Source organism: Rhodococcus sp. NS-SX18 (genome assembly GCF_057367935.1).
The window spans coordinates 2,083,815-2,099,440 of record NZ_CM170633.1 but is presented as its reverse complement, the minus strand read 5'-3'; the positions used below and the strand labels follow the sequence as shown (position 1 = coordinate 2,099,440).

The following is a 15,626-nucleotide window of genomic DNA, read 5'->3' as shown; positions in this document are numbered from 1 at the left end:
GTCACCGGTCCCGCTGTTCCTCGGCGTCGGCGAATTCGCAGAACGCGGTGTACGCCCGCGAACCGTAGATCGTCGCGGGACCTCCCTGCATGAGGAATGCGACGCCGATCGCCTCGGCCGCCTCCTGTCTGCTCGCCCCGGCACGGACGGCGCTGCGCGCATGGGAGGCGATGCAGCCGTCGCATTCGTCGACGACGCCGATGGCGAGCGCGATCAGTTCCTTGGTCTTGGTATCGAGGGCTCCGGGAGCGAAGGCGGCCTTGCTCAGTGCGTTGAAACCCTGATAGACCTCGGGGATCGCCGCGCGCAGCGCGCGGTGCTGCGGATTCAATTCGTTGAGGATTTCCTGGTAGTGCCCGTGCTCGCCCATGAGCCGACGGTAGACATCCACACCCGGCGCGGGCGCCGAATCGGCGGATTCAGGGCGCGTCACACAGCATGCGAGAGCCGCAGCAGCCCGTCGATCTCGTCGGTGAAAGCGCGGACGAGATTCTCGGGATCGGGCACCCGGTCCGCGTCCGCCTTGAATCCGACCCGGACCTTTCCGCTGTAGCTGAAGATCGAGACGCCCAGGGTCTGCTCACCTGCGCCGGGCACCCAGGCGAGCACACCGCGGATCTTCGTCCCTCCCAGGTATCGGTCGCTCGTCGGGCCGGGAACGTTGGTGGTGACTCCGATGGCCTTGTCGGAGAAGAAGTCCACGAAGAACCTCTCCAGTTCCGGGCCGGTCCGCCCGATCGCCTTGATCAAGCCGAAGGTGAGTGTCACCTCGGGAGAGTGCTTGATGACCTCCATACGCCGATGGGTCTCGACGATGCGTTCGAGCGGAGTCGCCAGCCCCGACGGGTATTTGAAGAGCACCAGAGCGAACTGGTTCCCGAGTTCCTTCGGGAGGGGCTGGTCGAGGGGGCGAACGTTGACGGGCACCATCGTGGGTACGTCCTGCGGCTCGCCGCCGTGCTCACGGATGTACGTCGCGAGTGCGCCGGCGACGGCACCCATGAGCACGTCGTTGACGGTGGTGCCGGTCCCGTGACCGATGTGCTTGATGTCGTCGAGCGGAAAGGGCTCGCACCACACCGCGCGCTTGGCCGTTCCGGGTCGGCCGCTGAGCGGCGTGTGCGGTTTGGGTCCGAGCACGAGCTTGTCCGCGATCTCGCCGGTGCGTTCTATCTGGGTGAAGGCGTCGCCGAGGACATGCGGATCGAACAGTTTGGGCAGGTCCCACAGCATATGGGCGACTCCGGATGCGGCACCGGCGGTGGTCGATATCGCGGTGCCGGCCAGTTTGGCCGCGCCCTCGAGAAGACCGGCACGGTGCTCGGGCTCGGCGGCCGCGGGGGCGTCGAGGTCACTGTCCGGAGTCTCGCCGGTCATCGAGAGCATCACCTGGTTGAGCGCGATGCCGTCGGCGATGCAGTGGTGGAGCCGGGTGTAGACGACGGCTCCGTGCCGGTATCCGTCGATGAGGTGCATCTCCCACAGGGGGTGGTAACGATCGAACGGCACCGGCATCCGCTGCTCGATGTACTGCTGCAGGGTCGCGTCGTCACTGCGGGGCAGGGTCGTCCGGATCAGGTGGTTGTCGAGTTCGAACGCCGGATCGTCCTCCCAGTGCGGCGACCCGATGTGGGTGCGCGGTTGCACCGGGCGTTGCCGGAATGCGGGGTAGGCGTCGACGAATCGGCGTTGCACGAGGGACACCACGCGCGACCAGTCCACGGGCCCCTCGAAGAACATCAGCGAGTCGATGATCATGAGGTTCTCGGGCCGATCCATGTTGAGCCAGATGGTGTCCACCGGCCCCATCACTCTGTTCACCACGGACGTCCCTTCTCGAGTGGGCGTCTACGAGTTTTTCATCGGCACGCGGACCGCGGAAGGGTCATTGGCCCTCGGAGCGCGACGCGAACACCCCGCCCTGCTCGAGCAGGGCGGGGTGTCGCCGCGGCGGAGAGTGCGGTGGAGCGCAGTCTCGTCGAGGTGCGGTCAGCGGCGGAAGAGCCCACCGAGGGTGTGCGTCTGCGCACCGGGGGTGGTGTCCTGGCCGCAGGTGCAGCGCTCGGGTGCGGGCACGGTACGCATCACGGCGTCGACATGCTGGCCGCAGCCGTCCCAGCCGGTCTTTCCACAGTTCGGGCAGGTCACGGGGTAACACATGGGGGTCCTCCTGGGGGTGAAAGGGTTGGCGGTCAGGCGCCGGCGGCGGCCTTCTGGTCGGCGATCCGAGCATGGACCTCGGTCATGTCCAGCGCTTCGATCTGCCCGATGAGGTCTTCGAGGGCGGCCGCGGGCAGGGCGCCGGGCTGGGCGAAGACCAGGACGCCCTCTCGGAACGCCATGATCGTCGGAATCGAGCGGATGTCGGCCATCGCGGCGAGCTGCTGCTCGGTCTCGGTGTCGACCTTGGCGTGCACGATGTCCGGGTGCCCCTGCGACGACTTCTCGAACACCGGGGCGAAGGCTCGGCACGGACCGCACCACGAGGCCCAGAAGTCGACGAGGACGATGTCGTTGCCGAGGATCGTGGACTCGAAGTCCGCGAGGGTGAGATTCTTCGTTGCCATCGGAGAAGAGTTCCTTTCGTTCTCGTCGGCGCCGGTCAGGCGGGGACGTGGGCGTCGGCCCAGGCGTTGTACCCGCCGAGCAGGTCCGACACGTTCTCGAAGCCCTGCGCCCGCAGCAGCGACGCGGCCACACTCGACCGCCACCCCCCGGCACAGTGCACCACGATCGGCTTCCCCGTGGGCACCTGCGCCAGTCGCGCCCGCAGCTGCGCCAACGGAATCGGCACCGCCCCCGGAATCGTCCCGAACTCCCGCTCCCCGGGATTGCGGATGTCGACCAGCGTCACCGCGTCCGCGGCGAGCAACGCCTCGAGCTGCTCGACGGTGGTGCGCGGCGCCGGGACCACCAGCTCCGCCAGCTCCGCCGGGAACACCCCGTCGGACCCGACCGTCAGATACCCCAACGCATTGTCCGACCCGATCCGGGCCAGCCGCACCGCCGCGTCCTGCTCCTGCCCCGGGTAGGTGATCAACACGATCGGCTCCCCCACCTCGGCGACCATCCCCCCGGTCTCGGCGAACCGCCCGTCGAACCCGACGTTGACCGACCCGGCCAGATGCCCCGCGGCGAAGTCGTCGACGCTGCGCGCATCGAGCACCCGCGTCCCGGCGGCAAGCTCGGCCTTGACCTGTTCCGGGCTCAACTCGGGAATCGCGCGATCCTGCACCAGAAGCGGGTGTATCCGCTTGTTCATCGCGGCGTCGACCGAGAAGTAGGACGGGGCCGCGGGCTGACCCTCGGTGACCAGCGCGACGAACGCGTCCTCGCTCATCGGCTGCACCGACGGGTTGCTCACCCGCTGCTCCCCGATCGTCGAGGTCAGCTCCGCCGACAGGTTCTTCCCGCACGACGAGCCGGCGCCGTGCGCGGGCATCACGGTGACCGCATCGGGCAGGGTCAGCAGCTTCTCGTGCACCGTGTGGTACATCGCCCGGGCCAGATCCTCGGTCGACGACTCCCCCAGGTTGACCAGATCGGGCCGGCCCACGTCCCCGATGAACAGCGAATCGCCGGTCAGCACCGCCGTCGGCGTGGCGCCCGGATGCTCACGCACCAGCACCGAGATCGACTCCCAGGTGTGCCCCGGGGTGGCCAGGATCTCGAGGTCCACCTCCCCGAGGGACAGGTGCTCCCCGTCGCGCAGCCGGCGGATCGGGTAGTCGGTCTCGGCGGCCTCGCCGAACCCGATCCACGCCCCGGTCGCCTCCACCAACTCGAGGTGCCCGGAGACGAAATCGGCGTGGAAGTGGGTGTTGATCACACCCTCGATGGTCAGCCCGTGCCGACGGGCGTCGTCGAGGTACTCGCCGACATCGCGGCGCGGATCGACCACGACCGCCCGGCCGGTGCCCTCGTCACCGATCAGGTACGACGCGTGCGACAGGCACTCGATGTAGTACTGCTCGAGAATCATTCGGTTCTCCCTCTCCTCGGTCACGAAGACCGGTCGCGTTCTGCGTTGGCCCCATCCTGACACATACCCCCATGGGTATGTCAAGTACCCCGGGGGGTATCAGGCTCGACCGCGGGATGTGGGCGGCCCAGGGCATCCCCACGCCTTGCACATACCCCCTCCCGTATGCTTATCATGGTCGTCGAGATACCCCCCGGGGTTTATTGCCCACGGCGATCGCCCACTGCGTTCCCGCCACCGATCCGAAAGGTCCCCATGACCGAGCCGAGTCCCGCCACCCTCGATCCCACCGCCCTGCGCGAACTCCTCGACTCCGGCAAGAACGTCCGCGTCGTGGACGTCCGCACGCCCGGTGAGTTCGAGTCCGTGCACATTCCCGGCGCCTACAACGTCCCCCTGGACCTGCTGCGCGAACACCGCGACGAGTTCCTCGCCCACCTCGACGAGAACGTCGTCCTCGTGTGCCGGTCGGGCCAGCGCGCCACCCAGGCCGAAGAGACCCTCCGCACCTCCGGGCTGTTCAACGTGCACATCCTCGAGGGCGGCATGACGGGCTGGGAAGCCAACGGTTTCTCCGTCAACCGCGGCGTCGAGCGCTGGGACCTCGAACGGCAGGTCCGCCTCGTCGCCGGCTCCCTCGTGCTGAGCTCCGTCCTGGGCAGCATCGCGGTCCCCAAGCTCAAGTGGCTCGCCGCCGGTGTCGGTGGCGGCCTCACGTTCGCCGCGCTCTCCAACACCTGCGCGATGGGCATGCTGCTGTCCAAGCTGCCCTACAACCGCGGCGCCTCGTGTGATCCGCAGACCATCGTCGCCCAGCTGGTCGATTCGAAGACCGCTCCGGCCGAAAGGAACTGATCATGATCGCGCTGACCGTTGCACTGGCGGTTCTCGTCGGCGTCACCCTCGGACTGCTCGGCGGCGGTGGATCGATCCTCACCGTCCCGCTGTTGGCGTACGTCGCCGGTATGGACGCCAAGGAGGCCATCGCCACCTCGCTGCTCGTCGTAGGCGTCACCAGCGCGGTCGGCGCGATCTCCCACGCGCGGGCAGGCCGCGTCCAGTGGCGCACCGGCATCCTGTTCGGCCTGGCCGGCATGGCCGGTGCCTACGCCGGCGGCCTGCTCTCGCGCTTCATTCCCGGCAGCATCCTGCTGCTCGCCTTCGCCGCGATGATGATCGCCACCGCCATCGCAATGCTCCGCGGCCGCAAGAACAAGACCGCAGCTCCGGACGGCACGCACTCGATGCCGGTCGGCAAGATCCTCCTCGACGGCGTGGTCGTGGGCCTGGTCACCGGCCTCGTCGGCGCCGGCGGCGGCTTCCTCGTCGTCCCGGCCCTCGCCCTGCTCGGCGGCCTGCCCATGCCCATCGCCGTCGGCACTTCACTGATCGTGATCGCCATGAAGTCCTTCGCCGGGCTCGGCGGCTACCTGTCCACCGTGCAGATCGACTGGCGTCTGGCGGCGATGGTCACCGGCGCCGCCGTCGTCGGCAGCCTCATCGGCGGGCGCCTGACCTCCATGGTCGACCCGGACTCGCTGCGCAAGGCCTTCGGCTGGTTCGTCCTGATCATGTCCTCGGTCATCCTCGCCCAGGAGATCCACCCCCTCGTCGGCATCACCGCGGCGGCACTGACCCTCGTCGCCGCCGGTACCACCTTCGCGTGCAGCCGCAGCGACCACTGCCCCCTGCAGCGACTCGGACGACGGACGGAAGCCGCCACCTCGGCCGCCTGACGGCCTCATGATCCGGACGAAAGTCACTATCGGTACCACGGCCCGGCGCCTAGAGTTCGGAGTATCCGCTCCGGATTCCCGCGCCGGGCCGTGATGCCGTCCCGGTCCGAGGTGCGGCCGGAGCGAAACCCGACTGTTCCGGCGGCCCGTGTGAGAAGTTACCGAGATGAGCAACGCAGCCGACCGTCACATGCAGCAGACGGACTACCTCACCTGGAGCATGGAACGCGATCCCGCGCTGCGCTCGACGATCGTGGCCGTGGTGCTGCTCGACGCCTCGCCCGACTGGGACCGTCTGTGCGAGATGATGGACCGCGGTACCCGCGAGGTGCCCAGCTTCCGCCGTCGCGTGGTCGAGGTGCCCTTCGGTCTCGCGCCGCCACGATGGGTCGCGGACGCGAACTTCGACCTGTCCTGGCATATGCGCCGGGTCTCCCTGCCCGGGCCGGCGAACTTCGACGACGTCCTCGAGTTCGCCCGCACCACGGCCATGGCCGCGTTCGACAAGGACCGGCCGCTGTGGGAGATGACGGTGGTCGACGGACTCGCCGGCGGCCAGGCTGCGCTGCTGATCAAGGTGCACCACGCCCTCACCGACGGAATCGGCGGTATGCAGATCACTGCGCGGCTGGTCGACTTCGACCGCGACGGCACGCCCCACGAGCCGGCGCCGGAACCGCCCGCCGCGGAATCGCCGGACAGCCTGGATCTCGCCGCCGAGGCGATCGGCTGGGACTGGTCTCAGATCCGTGGTCTGGCGGGACGCGGGCTGGCCTCGATCTGGCCGACCACCCGGGCGGTGGTGACGAACCCGATCGGGTCCGCTCGTAGTGCCGCGGGGGTCGCGGCGTCCGTCGCCCGCTACCTGCGCCCGATCCTGCGACTCGAATCCCCCGTCATGACGCAGCGCACGCTCAGCCGCCGGCTCCACGTGATCGACGTGCCGCTCGACCGGTTGCGCGATGCCGCTCACCGCGGCGGCGCCACCCTCAACAGCGCCTTCCTCACTGCCGTCCTCGTGGGCCTCGCCGAGTACCACCATCGCCACGGGTCCGACGTCGACGAGCTGCGGGTGACGATGCCGCTGAGCATCCGCACCGAGCACGACACTCTCGGCGGCAACCGGATCAACCTCGCGCGTTTCCCGCTGCCCGTACGCTCCGACGATCCCCTCACCCTCATGCAGGAGGTGAACAAGATCGTCGAAGGCTGGCGGCACGAGCCCGCGGTGCCGATGGCACAGGCCCTCGCCACCCCACTGAATCTGCTCCCCCCGGCTGTCGTCGGCGAGATGCTCAAGCACGTCGACTTCCTCGCCTCGAACGTGCCGGGGTCGCCGGTGCCGCTGTACATGGCCGGCGCGAAGGTGGAACGGTACTACGCGTTCGGTCCCACCCTCGGCTCCGCGTTCAACGTCACCCTGATGTCGTATCTGCACACGTGCTGCGTCGGGTTCACTCTCGACACCGGGGCGGTTCCGGACCTCGAGGTGTTCGACGACTGCATGCGCGACGGATTCCACGCCGTCCTCGACGCCTGAGCCCGCCGGTACGCTGGACGGTGACCGTCCAGTCCGCCGGAAGGGACCGCCGTGGAACTCCTGCTGATCGTCGCCGTCCTCGTCGCCGTCGTGTTCCTGGTGTCCGCGGCGCAGCGGAACAAGTCGGGGCGCGGTGCCCACCAACTCGACGACGCGAAGGCCGACGCCCGCCAGGCCATCGAGCGGCTCGGCGGACAGATCTACAACCTCACCGGCACGGACGCCGCGTCCAAGCAGGCGCTCGCCGATGCGTCCGAGCGCTACACCGCCGCCGGATCGCAGATCGAGCAGGCCCGAACGCCGGTGCAGGCGCGGCTGGCCAAGCAGACCGCTCTCGAGGGGCTGTACTACATCCGCGCCGCTCGCCTCGCGATGGGAATGGACCCCGGTCCCGAAATCCCCACCCTCGACGGCCAGCAGACGGCCGGCCGCGTGACCGAGAATCGCGAGATCGATTTCGAGGGACGCAAGGTGGCGGCCTCCCCCGCCCCGTCGTCGCGTACCCCGAACTACTTTCCGGGCGGTCGCGTCGCGGGCCGGCCCGTACCGGCGGGCTGGTACTCGGAGCCTTGGTGGAAGCCCGCCCTCGTCGCGGGGGCGTGGGGTGTCGGATCGATGCTGCTGTTCTCGGCGTTGTTCTCCGGCATGGCCGGGGTGCCGTACGACGCGCAGGCGTTCGAGCAGGGCTTCGACTCCGGATACGACCAGGGGCTCGAGGCCGGTCAGGACGGCGGGGACTACGGCGGTGGCGACTACGGCGACGCCGGTGGGGACTACGGCGGTGGCGACTACGGCGGGAGCGACTTCGGGGCCGGCGGCGACTTCGGCGGTTTCGACTTCTAGCCCGTCTGGCAGGCGGGGCACCAGAACAGGTTGCGGCCCTGCATGATCGAGTGCAGCACGGGTGTGGTGCACAACCGGCAGGGCTCACCGGCACGACGGTAGACGTAGGTCCGCGGACGGCCCTTCGCGTAGGCCGGTGCCCCGTGGTCGTGTTCGCGTCGCACGACGTGGATCGCGCCGCGTCGCACCCCCGTCCGCATCAGAACGACGAGATCGTCCCAGATGCCGTCGAATTCGGCTCGGGTGAGATCACGGCCCGGGCGCTGCGGATGGATGCCGTGCCGGAACAGGACTTCCGCCCGGTAGATGTTACCCACCCCAGAGATCACCGACTGATCCATGAGCAGCGAGCCGATGGCGCTGCGGGACTTGCAGATTCGCGCCCACGCCCGCTCGGGGTCGGCATCCCGCCGCAACGGGTCGGGGCCGATCCGCGCGGCGATCGCCGCCACCTCGTCCAGGGTGAGGACCTCGCATGCGGTGGGGCCGCGCAGGTCGGTGCCGTACTCGGCGCCGACCATGCGCATCCGTACCTGCCCGACCGGGTCCGGCAGCGGGACCGGCGCCTCCGTGAACGAGCCGTACAGACCCAGGTGCACGTGCACCGTCAGGCCGTTGTCGTAGTGGTGCCACAGGTGCTTGCCGAGCGCCTCGGCGCGGAGCAGCACCCGGCCGTCGACGAGCGCCGCATCGTCGGCGAAGCGCCCCTGCGGGCTCGACACCCGCAGGGGCGCACCCGCGAAACGCCGCTGGTGCAACCGGGCGAGCCGGTGCAGGGATGGTCCCTCCGGCACGGTCGATCAGGCTCCGTTCGTCAGGACGGCGCCCCGGGAACTTCGGGGGCCTGCCCGGTCTTCTCGTACTCGCTCAGGATGTCGATACGCCGCTGGTGCCGTTCCTCCCCCGACCACGGGGTGGCGACGAACGCGTCGACGATGGCCAGCGCCTCCTCGAGGCTGTGCATGCGCCCACCGATGCCGATGAGCTGCGCGTTGTTGTGCTCGCGGGCCAACTGGGCGGTCTCCACGCTCCACGCGAGGGCACAGCGGGCTCCCGGCACCTTGTTCGCCGCGATCTGCTCGCCGTTGCCGCTGCCGCCGAGGACGATGCCGAGGCTGCCTTCGTCGGCGACGACGCGGCGGGCGGCTTCGATGCAGAACGCCGGGTAGTCGTCGACGGCGTCGTACTCGTACGCGCCGCAGTCGACGGCCTCGTGGCCGTTGGCGGTGAGGTGTTCCATGATCTGGTTCTTACGTTCGAAGCCGGCGTGGTCGGCACCCAGGTAAACGCGCATGGCGTCGAGAATAGGCGGCGGAGGCGCCTATTCGAAGCTCGGGTCCTCGGTGCGAGTGCGCTTGAGTTCGAAGAAGTGCGGGTACGACGCCATGGCCACCACCCCGTCCCACATCCGGCCGGCCTCCTCGCCGCGCGGGATCCGCGAGAGGACCGGGCCGAAGAACGCCACGCCGTTGACATGGATGGTCGGCGTGCCGACATCCGGACCGACCGCGTCCATGCCGGCGGCGTGGCTGGCGCGCAGCGCCTCGTCGTAGGCGTCGGTGTCGGCCGCGCGCGCGAGGTCCGGATCCAGGCCCAGGTCGGCGAGGGACTTGGCGATCACCGCCGGGAGATCCTTGTTGCCCTCGTTGTGGATCTGCGTGCCCATCGCGGTGTACAGCGGTTCGAGGACCGCGTCGCCGTACTTCTGCGCCGCGGCGATCGCCACGCGCACCGGACCCCAGGCCCGCGTCATCAGCTCGCGGTAGTTCTCGGGCAGGTCATCCTTGCCCTCGTTGAGCACGGCCAGACTCATGACGTGGAACTTCGCCTCGATGTCGCGGACCTGCGCCACCTCGAGGATCCAGCGCGAGGTGATCCAGCACCACGGGCACAACGGGTCGAACCAGAAGTCGGCGGTGTCCTTCGAGATCGGGTCGCTCACGGGGTCTCCTCGCTGCAGAAATTCGGACTACGGTCCGATTCAACACCGGCCCTTGCCGAATTCTTCCCGAACCGCCGGTTCCCGCGCCCCCACCGACGTACCGTCGAAGGACCGGTGCCGCACGGAACGGGGATGCGCGATGTCCAACGAGAAGCTCTTCGTCATCGTCGGAGGCGGGCTCGCCGGAGCCAAGACGGCCGAGCAGCTGCGCGCCCGCGACTTCCCCGGCCGGATCCTTCTCCTGGGTGAGGAGGAGCACCTCCCCTACGAGCGGCCTCCGCTGTCGAAGGAGTACTTCGCCGGCACGAAGCGGCTCGAGGAGTTCACCGTGCAGCACGGTGACTGGTATCGCGACCACCGGGTCGAGGTCGAACTCGGTGTGACCGTCACCGCCCTCGACCCGGGCGCCCACACCGTCACCCTGCCCGACGGTTCCACCGTGCGCTACGACAAGCTCGCCCTCGCGACCGGCTCGCGCCCGCGGTATATCCCGCTGCCGGGCATCGACGCCGCGGGCGTGCACCTGTTGCGCACCGTCGAGCAGTCCGACGCGCTGCTCGCCGCGATCCGTCGCGACGCGGGTCCGGCGCCGCACCTGGCCATCGTCGGCGCCGGCTGGATCGGACTCGAGATCGCGGCCGGGGCGCGCGGACACGGCGCCGACGTGACCGTCGTCGAGAGTGCCGCCCAGCCGCTGTCCGGCGCTCTCGGCGAGCAGATGGGCGCGGTGTTCGCGGACCTGCACCGGAGCCACGGGGTGGACCTGCGTCTCTCGACGACGGTGTCGGAGATTCTCACCGTCGACGGCCGCGCCACCGGGCTGCGCCTCGGCGACGGCACCGACATCCGGGCCGACGCGGTCCTCGTCGCCGTGGGGGCGCAGCCCAACGTCGAACTCGCCCGCGATGCGGGACTGACCGTGGCGAACGACGGCGTGGCGGTCGATGCATCCCTTGCGACGAGCGATCCCGACATCGTCGCGGTCGGCGACATCGCCGCCGCCGAGCATCCGCTGCTGCGGACCCGGATCCGGGTCGAACACTGGGCCAACGCGCTCAACCAGCCCGACGTCGCGGCCGCCACCATGCTGGGCCGGCCCGCCTCCTACGACCGCCTGCCCTACTTCTTCACCGACCAGTACGACCTCGGCATGGAGTACGTCGGACACGCACCCGCCGAGGCGCGGGTGATCACCCGCGGCGACGTCGGCTCCCGGCAGTTCCTCGCGTTCTGGCTCGATGCGGCGGGCCGGGTCTGCGCCGGGATGAACGTCAACATCTGGGACGCGGGCGACGACATCCGCGCGCTGATCTCCTCCGGCGAATCCGTCGACCCGCACCGGCTCTCCGATCCGCAGGTGCCGCTCGCGGAGGTCGCCGGGTGAACCGGTCCCTCACATGATGGGATGGCACCCGAGTCGCATCCCGTCGTGAGAAGGAGTTTTCCGTGGCACCACCGAATCTGACCCGCGAGCAGGCGGCCGAGCGGTCCGCGGTCCTGACCGTCGACAACTACCGCATCGAGCTGGACCTGACCGACGGCGCGGGCGCTCCGGGAACGACCACGTTCCGTTCGACCACTACCGTCACATTCGACGCGACGGACGGCGCGTCGACCTTCGTCGACCTGATCGCGCAGTCCGTGCACTCGGCCACCCTCAACGGCACGCCCGTCGACGTCTCCGGATACACCGAGGAGAACGGGATCGCGCTGAGCGGACTGGCCGCGCGCAACGAGCTCGTCGTCGAGGCGGACTGCCTCTACACGAACACCGGCGAGGGCCTGCACCGGTTCGTCGACCCCACCGACGGCGCGGTCTACCTGTACTCGCAGTTCGAGACGGCCGACGCCAAGCGGATGTTCGCGTGCTTCGACCAGCCGGACCTCAAAGCCACGTTCGACATCGCGGTCACGGCCCCTGCGGACTGGTCGGTGATCTCCAATTCCGAGACCGTGCACAACGTCGCCGCGGAGCCGGGCCGGCACGTCTTCCGTACCACCCCGCGGATGAGCACCTACCTCGTCGCGCTGATCGCCGGGCCGTACGCGCAGTGGACCGACATCTACACCGACGAACACGGCACCATCCCCCTCGGCATCTACTGCCGCGCCTCGCTGGCGGAGTTCATGGACGCCGACCGGCTGTTCACCGAAACCAAGCAGGGCTTCGCGTTCTACCACGAGAACTTCGGCCTGCCCTACGCGTTCGGCAAGTACGACCAGCTGTTCGTCCCCGAGTTCAACGCCGGCGCGATGGAGAACGCCGGCGCGGTGACGTTCCTCGAGGACTACGTCTTCCGTTCCAAGGTCACCCGCTACTCGTACGAACGCCGCGCCGAGACGGTGCTGCACGAGATGGCGCACATGTGGTTCGGCGACCTGGTGACCATGCGCTGGTGGGACGACCTGTGGCTCAACGAGTCGTTCGCGACCTTCGCGTCGGTGCTGTGCCAGTCGCGGGCCACCGAGTACACGAACGCGTGGACCACGTTCGCGAACGTCGAGAAGTCGTGGGCCTACCGCCAGGACCAGCTGCCCTCGACCCATCCGATCGCCGCGGACATCCCCGACCTCGCGGCGGTGGAGGTCAACTTCGACGGCATCACCTACGCCAAGGGCGCGTCCGTGCTCAAGCAGCTCGTCGCCTACGTCGGCGAGGAACCGTTCCTGGCGGGCCTGCGGGAGTACTTCCGCGAGCACGCGTTCGCCAATGCCACGTTCGACGACCTGCTGGCGGCGCTGGAGAAGTCGTCCGGCCGGGACCTGTCGGGATGGGGCGCCCAGTGGCTCAAGACCACCGGCCTGAACATCCTGCGCCCCGACTTCGACGTCGACGACGACGGGCGGTTCACCCGCTTCGCGGTGATCCAGGAGGGGGCCGAGCCGGGCGCCGGGGAACACCGGGTGCACCGGCTCGCGATCGGGGTCTACGACGACGACGGCTCGGGCAAGCTGCTCCGCACGCACCGCGTCGAGATCGATCTCGACGCCACCGAGCGCACCGAGGTGCCGGAGCTCGTCGGAGTGGACCGCGGCCGGCTCGTGCTCGTCAACGACGACGACCTCACCTACTGCTCGGTGCGCCTCGATCCCCGGTCGCTCGAGGTGCTCACGGACCGGATCGGCGACATCGCCGAGCCGCTGCCGCGCACCCTGGCATGGTCCGCCGCATGGGAGATGACCCGGCAGGCAGAGATGAAGGCCCGCGACTTCGTGGCGCTGGTGCAGCGCGGTATCGCGACCGAGACGGAGGTCGGCGTGGTGCAGCGCCTGTTGATGCAGGCGCACACCGCGCTCGGCAGCTACGCCGACCCGGGCTGGGCGACCGAGCGGGGCTGGAACGACTACGCGAACCGGCTGCTGGAACTGGCCCGCGAGGCGCAGCCCGGCTCGGACCATCAGCTCGCGTTCGTCAACGCGCTGACCACGGCCCGGCTCGCGCCGTGGCACACCGAAGTGCTCGGCGAGCTGCTCGGTGCCGATCCGGCGAACGTCGGGCTGGGCGGGCTGGTCGTCGACACGGATCTGCGGTGGCGGATCGTGCAGGCGCTGGCCGCGGCCGGGGAGATCGACGCCGAGGGGGTCGAGTCGCCGTTCATCGATGCCGAGGCCGAGCGCGATCCGACGGCGGCCGGTGCGCGCCAGGCTGCCACCGCGCGGGCGGCGCGGCCGCAGGAGGCCGTCAAGGAGCAGGTGTGGGACGCGGTGGTGGGCGACGATTCGATCCCGAACATCACCGCCCGCGCGATCATCGGCGGCTTCGCGCCGGCCGGGCAGGGTGAGCTGCTCGAACGATACGTCGCGCGGTACTTCGCCGACGTGCCGGGCGTGTGGGAGCGTCGCTCCAGCGAGGTCGCGCAGACCGTCGTCGTGGGGCTGTACCCGTCGTGGTCGATCAGCGAGTCGTCGGTGGCGGCGGCCGACGAGTTCCTCGCCGGTGATCACCCGCCGGCCCTGCGCCGGCTGATCAGCGAGGGTCGCGCGGGGATCGTCCGGTCGCTGAAGGCCCGGGCGTTCGACGCGTCCTAGCCGCCGTACGCATGTGGCCGAATGTCACATCCGGTCGATGGAATCGATCCGGTGTGACATTCGGCCACAGCGAGGGAGGGCTCTACGGCGCGGTGATCGCGTTCGCCATGACGCGGATCGCGCTGATGATGCCGTCGATCAGGTCGCCCTGCCCGAAGGACGAGATCGCCGCGGTCACGCCGAGCTGCGCGATCCGGTTGTCGACGCGGTCCGCGACGCCGCGTCCGCTGCGGATCTCGATGGCGCGCTGGTTCGGGTACACGGCGACGAGCACCGAGTTCGACGATTCCGGCGTGGTCGGGAACACCGCGTCGGTCGTGACCGCCGGATCTGCGGCGTCCGCGACGTACACGTTGAAGCGCACCTTGGTCGCCCGGGTGGCCTCGGTGAGCGCATCGTCGAGATCGATCATGTCGCGGTCGCTGAACGGCGGACCCTCGAACAGGCCGTCGAGGACGCGGGTCCGGGAGATCCGGCCACTCGACGTCAGGGCCGCACCGTACGGCAGCTCCGCGGGAGCGACAGCCGTCCGGCTGTGCATCACGTCACCACTTGCCACTTGCCCTACCTCCGATCGGGTCGACCGGCGCACCGGCGACGAGTTCATGATGCCCACCGTGGTGGTCGTGCGTGGTGACCTCGTCGACCGCGCTCCACAGCATCGGCTCGTGGTCCCACTTCTCCCCGAGCTTGTACTCGGCGGGCCGCGTGCCCGGGATCGGCTTCGTGAAGACGGAGAAGACCCCGAATATCACGATGATCGCCACCGGGATGGCAACGAATATGAGGGTTGTCTCGAGAATGCTCACACCGCAAACGGTAGCCCAGCATGTCCGATCCCGGCGCGCTTGCCCCGACTTGCGGCGACGTCCGTCAGGCCGCGCCCTCACCGAGGTACGGCAACCAGGTCGGATGCAGCTCGGGCAGCGTCGCCAGCAGCCGCCAGTGCCGGCCCTTGGGGGGCACGAGCGCAGCCCGCAGCGTCCAGCCGAGTTCGCTGAGCAGCTTGTCGGCCTTGCGGTGGTTGCACGACGCGCAGCACGCGACGCAGTTCTCCCACGAGTGGTCCCCTCCGCGGCTGCGCGGCACCACATGGTCGATCGTCTCGGCCTTGGCGCCGCAGTAGGCGCACCGATTCCGGTCGCGGTGCATGAGCGCGGCACGCGTCATCGGTACCCGCGCGTGGTACGGCACGTGCACGAAGGTTCGCAGGCGGATCACCCACGGGATCTGCACGGCCCACTCCGCGGACCGCACCAGCGGGCCGAGCGGATCGTCGTGCACGGTGTCGGCCTTACCGCCGGCCATGAGCACCACCGCACGACGGGCGGGCAACGCGGTGAGCGGTTCGTAGGTGGCATTGAGCAGAAGTACGCGGCGTTTGACCCAATCGGGGACGGCGTCGTCGCGTACGACACACAGGGAGTTGGCCCCCGGCGCCCCGACAAGGGCGTCGGCGGGCGGGAGTTGTCGATGTGCGCTGCGTCGGTGCTTCATACGACCTCCGGAAGACTGCTCACAAGTGGACCACGGATCTACGCACGTCGCACCCCG

General features: G+C 69.4%; 17 protein-coding genes. 6 read left to right on the top strand and 11 right to left on the bottom strand.

Going from position 1 to position 15,626, the window contains the following annotated elements; genetic code table 11:
- Position 1 precedes the first annotated feature (1 nt).
- The 5 genes from AC2IPW_RS09810 to AC2IPW_RS09790 all read right to left on the bottom strand — a co-directional run bounded on the left by AC2IPW_RS09810 (position 2) and on the right by AC2IPW_RS09790 (position 3,982).
- Positions 2 to 370 carry a carboxymuconolactone decarboxylase family protein gene (locus tag AC2IPW_RS09810; protein WP_003938125.1) on the bottom strand — a complete coding sequence of 123 codons (369 nt, stop codon included), beginning with the start codon at positions 368 to 370 and terminating at the stop codon, positions 2 to 4.
- Between the two features lie 59 nt (positions 371 to 429).
- Positions 430 to 1,821, bottom strand: coding sequence for a wax ester/triacylglycerol synthase family O-acyltransferase (locus AC2IPW_RS09805; protein ID WP_486376781.1), 1,392 nt, complete (start codon positions 1,819 to 1,821; stop codon positions 430 to 432).
- A gap of 168 nt (positions 1,822 to 1,989) precedes the next feature.
- On the bottom strand, positions 1,990 to 2,160 hold the full coding sequence (locus tag AC2IPW_RS09800; RefSeq protein WP_003938123.1) for a hypothetical protein: 171 nt from the start codon (positions 2,158 to 2,160) through the stop codon (positions 1,990 to 1,992).
- A 32-nt stretch (positions 2,161 to 2,192) separates the two neighbouring features.
- The gene (gene trxA / locus AC2IPW_RS09795; RefSeq protein ID WP_003938122.1) at positions 2,193 to 2,567 is read right to left on the bottom strand and encodes a thioredoxin; all 375 of its coding nucleotides are present in this window, start codon (positions 2,565 to 2,567) and stop codon (positions 2,193 to 2,195) included.
- 35 nt (positions 2,568 to 2,602) lie between these two features.
- Complete coding sequence (locus tag AC2IPW_RS09790) at positions 2,603 to 3,982, bottom strand: MBL fold metallo-hydrolase (RefSeq protein ID WP_486376780.1); 1,380 nt, start codon at positions 3,980 to 3,982, stop codon at positions 2,603 to 2,605.
- Positions 3,983 to 4,237: 255 nt separating this feature from the next.
- On the opposite strand from AC2IPW_RS09790, the gene AC2IPW_RS09785 reads away from it, so the two are divergent.
- The 4 genes from AC2IPW_RS09785 to AC2IPW_RS09770 all read left to right on the top strand — a co-directional run bounded on the left by AC2IPW_RS09785 (position 4,238) and on the right by AC2IPW_RS09770 (position 8,101).
- Positions 4,238 to 4,837 (top strand): rhodanese-like domain-containing protein, encoded by a 600-nt coding sequence (locus AC2IPW_RS09785; RefSeq protein WP_416063338.1) that lies wholly within the window; start codon positions 4,238 to 4,240, stop codon positions 4,835 to 4,837.
- Positions 4,838 to 4,839: 2 nt separating this feature from the next.
- A complete protein-coding gene (locus AC2IPW_RS09780) occupies positions 4,840 to 5,718 on the top strand; it encodes a sulfite exporter TauE/SafE family protein (protein ID WP_054375158.1) in 879 nt (292 codons plus the stop codon).
- Between the two features lie 166 nt (positions 5,719 to 5,884).
- Complete coding sequence (locus AC2IPW_RS09775) at positions 5,885 to 7,258, top strand: wax ester/triacylglycerol synthase domain-containing protein (RefSeq protein ID WP_486376779.1); 1,374 nt, start codon at positions 5,885 to 5,887, stop codon at positions 7,256 to 7,258.
- Between the two features lie 51 nt (positions 7,259 to 7,309).
- On the top strand, positions 7,310 to 8,101 hold the full coding sequence (locus AC2IPW_RS09770) for a hypothetical protein (RefSeq protein ID WP_054375160.1): 792 nt from the start codon (positions 7,310 to 7,312) through the stop codon (positions 8,099 to 8,101).
- Here AC2IPW_RS09770 and AC2IPW_RS09765 read toward each other — a convergent pair.
- The 3 genes from AC2IPW_RS09765 to AC2IPW_RS09755 are packed head-to-tail and all read right to left on the bottom strand — an operon-like array spanning position 8,098 to position 10,043.
- Entirely contained in the window at positions 8,098 to 8,895 is a 798-nt protein-coding gene (locus tag AC2IPW_RS09765; protein WP_486376778.1) for an Fpg/Nei family DNA glycosylase, read from the bottom strand. The two genes, AC2IPW_RS09770 and AC2IPW_RS09765, sit on opposite strands and share 4 nt — an antisense overlap.
- A gap of 20 nt (positions 8,896 to 8,915) precedes the next feature.
- Positions 8,916 to 9,395: a ribose-5-phosphate isomerase gene (locus AC2IPW_RS09760; RefSeq protein WP_003937131.1), complete on the bottom strand. Its 480-nt coding sequence runs from the start codon at positions 9,393 to 9,395 to the stop codon at positions 8,916 to 8,918.
- A 27-nt stretch (positions 9,396 to 9,422) separates the two neighbouring features.
- Positions 9,423 to 10,043, bottom strand: a complete 621-nt coding sequence (locus AC2IPW_RS09755; RefSeq protein ID WP_289377761.1) for a mycothiol-dependent nitroreductase Rv2466c family protein — start codon at positions 10,041 to 10,043, stop codon at positions 9,423 to 9,425.
- Between the two features lie 139 nt (positions 10,044 to 10,182).
- Here AC2IPW_RS09755 and AC2IPW_RS09750 point away from each other — a divergent pair, with 139 nt between their 5' ends.
- A complete protein-coding gene (locus AC2IPW_RS09750; protein ID WP_486376777.1) occupies positions 10,183 to 11,427 on the top strand; it encodes an NAD(P)/FAD-dependent oxidoreductase in 1,245 nt (414 codons plus the stop codon).
- A gap of 62 nt (positions 11,428 to 11,489) precedes the next feature.
- Positions 11,490 to 14,072 carry an aminopeptidase N gene (gene pepN, locus AC2IPW_RS09745; RefSeq protein ID WP_371383335.1) on the top strand — a complete coding sequence of 861 codons (2,583 nt, stop codon included), beginning with the start codon at positions 11,490 to 11,492 and terminating at the stop codon, positions 14,070 to 14,072.
- 82 nt (positions 14,073 to 14,154) lie between these two features.
- Here the strand turns inward: pepN and AC2IPW_RS09740 are convergent, their stop codons facing one another.
- The 3 genes from AC2IPW_RS09740 to AC2IPW_RS09730 all read right to left on the bottom strand — a co-directional run bounded on the left by AC2IPW_RS09740 (position 14,155) and on the right by AC2IPW_RS09730 (position 15,569).
- Positions 14,155 to 14,631: a DUF5130 family protein gene (locus AC2IPW_RS09740; RefSeq protein WP_040782710.1), complete on the bottom strand. Its 477-nt coding sequence runs from the start codon at positions 14,629 to 14,631 to the stop codon at positions 14,155 to 14,157.
- Positions 14,618 to 14,881: an aa3-type cytochrome oxidase subunit CtaJ gene (ctaJ, locus tag AC2IPW_RS09735; protein ID WP_486376776.1), complete on the bottom strand. Its 264-nt coding sequence runs from the start codon at positions 14,879 to 14,881 to the stop codon at positions 14,618 to 14,620. Before ctaJ ends, AC2IPW_RS09740 begins: the two co-directional genes overlap by 14 nt.
- A 64-nt stretch (positions 14,882 to 14,945) precedes the next feature.
- The gene (locus tag AC2IPW_RS09730) at positions 14,946 to 15,569 is read right to left on the bottom strand and encodes an HNH endonuclease (RefSeq protein WP_003937125.1); all 624 of its coding nucleotides are present in this window, start codon (positions 15,567 to 15,569) and stop codon (positions 14,946 to 14,948) included.
- Positions 15,570 to 15,626 lie beyond the last annotated feature (57 nt).

What these genes read in the sequence shown, in the direction of transcription:
- AC2IPW_RS09785 (WP_416063338.1), top strand. Translation starts at nt 4,238, where the DNA reads ATGACCGAGCCGAGTCCCGCCACCCTCGATCCCACCGCCCTGCGCGAA.
- AC2IPW_RS09760 (WP_003937131.1), bottom strand. Translation starts at nt 9,395, where the DNA reads ATGCGCGTTTACCTGGGTGCCGACCACGCCGGCTTCGAACGTAAGAAC.
- AC2IPW_RS09775 (WP_486376779.1), top strand. Translation starts at nt 5,885, where the DNA reads ATGAGCAACGCAGCCGACCGTCACATGCAGCAGACGGACTACCTCACC.
- AC2IPW_RS09730 (WP_003937125.1), bottom strand. Translation starts at nt 15,569, where the DNA reads ATGAAGCACCGACGCAGCGCACATCGACAACTCCCGCCCGCCGACGCC.
- AC2IPW_RS09790 (WP_486376780.1), bottom strand. Translation starts at nt 3,982, where the DNA reads ATGATTCTCGAGCAGTACTACATCGAGTGCCTGTCGCACGCGTCGTAC.
- AC2IPW_RS09750 (WP_486376777.1), top strand. Translation starts at nt 10,183, where the DNA reads ATGTCCAACGAGAAGCTCTTCGTCATCGTCGGAGGCGGGCTCGCCGGA.
- trxA (WP_003938122.1), bottom strand. Translation starts at nt 2,567, where the DNA reads ATGGCAACGAAGAATCTCACCCTCGCGGACTTCGAGTCCACGATCCTC.
- AC2IPW_RS09800 (WP_003938123.1), bottom strand. Translation starts at nt 2,160, where the DNA reads ATGTGTTACCCCGTGACCTGCCCGAACTGTGGAAAGACCGGCTGGGAC.
- AC2IPW_RS09810 (WP_003938125.1), bottom strand. Translation starts at nt 370, where the DNA reads ATGGGCGAGCACGGGCACTACCAGGAAATCCTCAACGAATTGAATCCG.
- AC2IPW_RS09780 (WP_054375158.1), top strand. Translation starts at nt 4,840, where the DNA reads ATGATCGCGCTGACCGTTGCACTGGCGGTTCTCGTCGGCGTCACCCTC.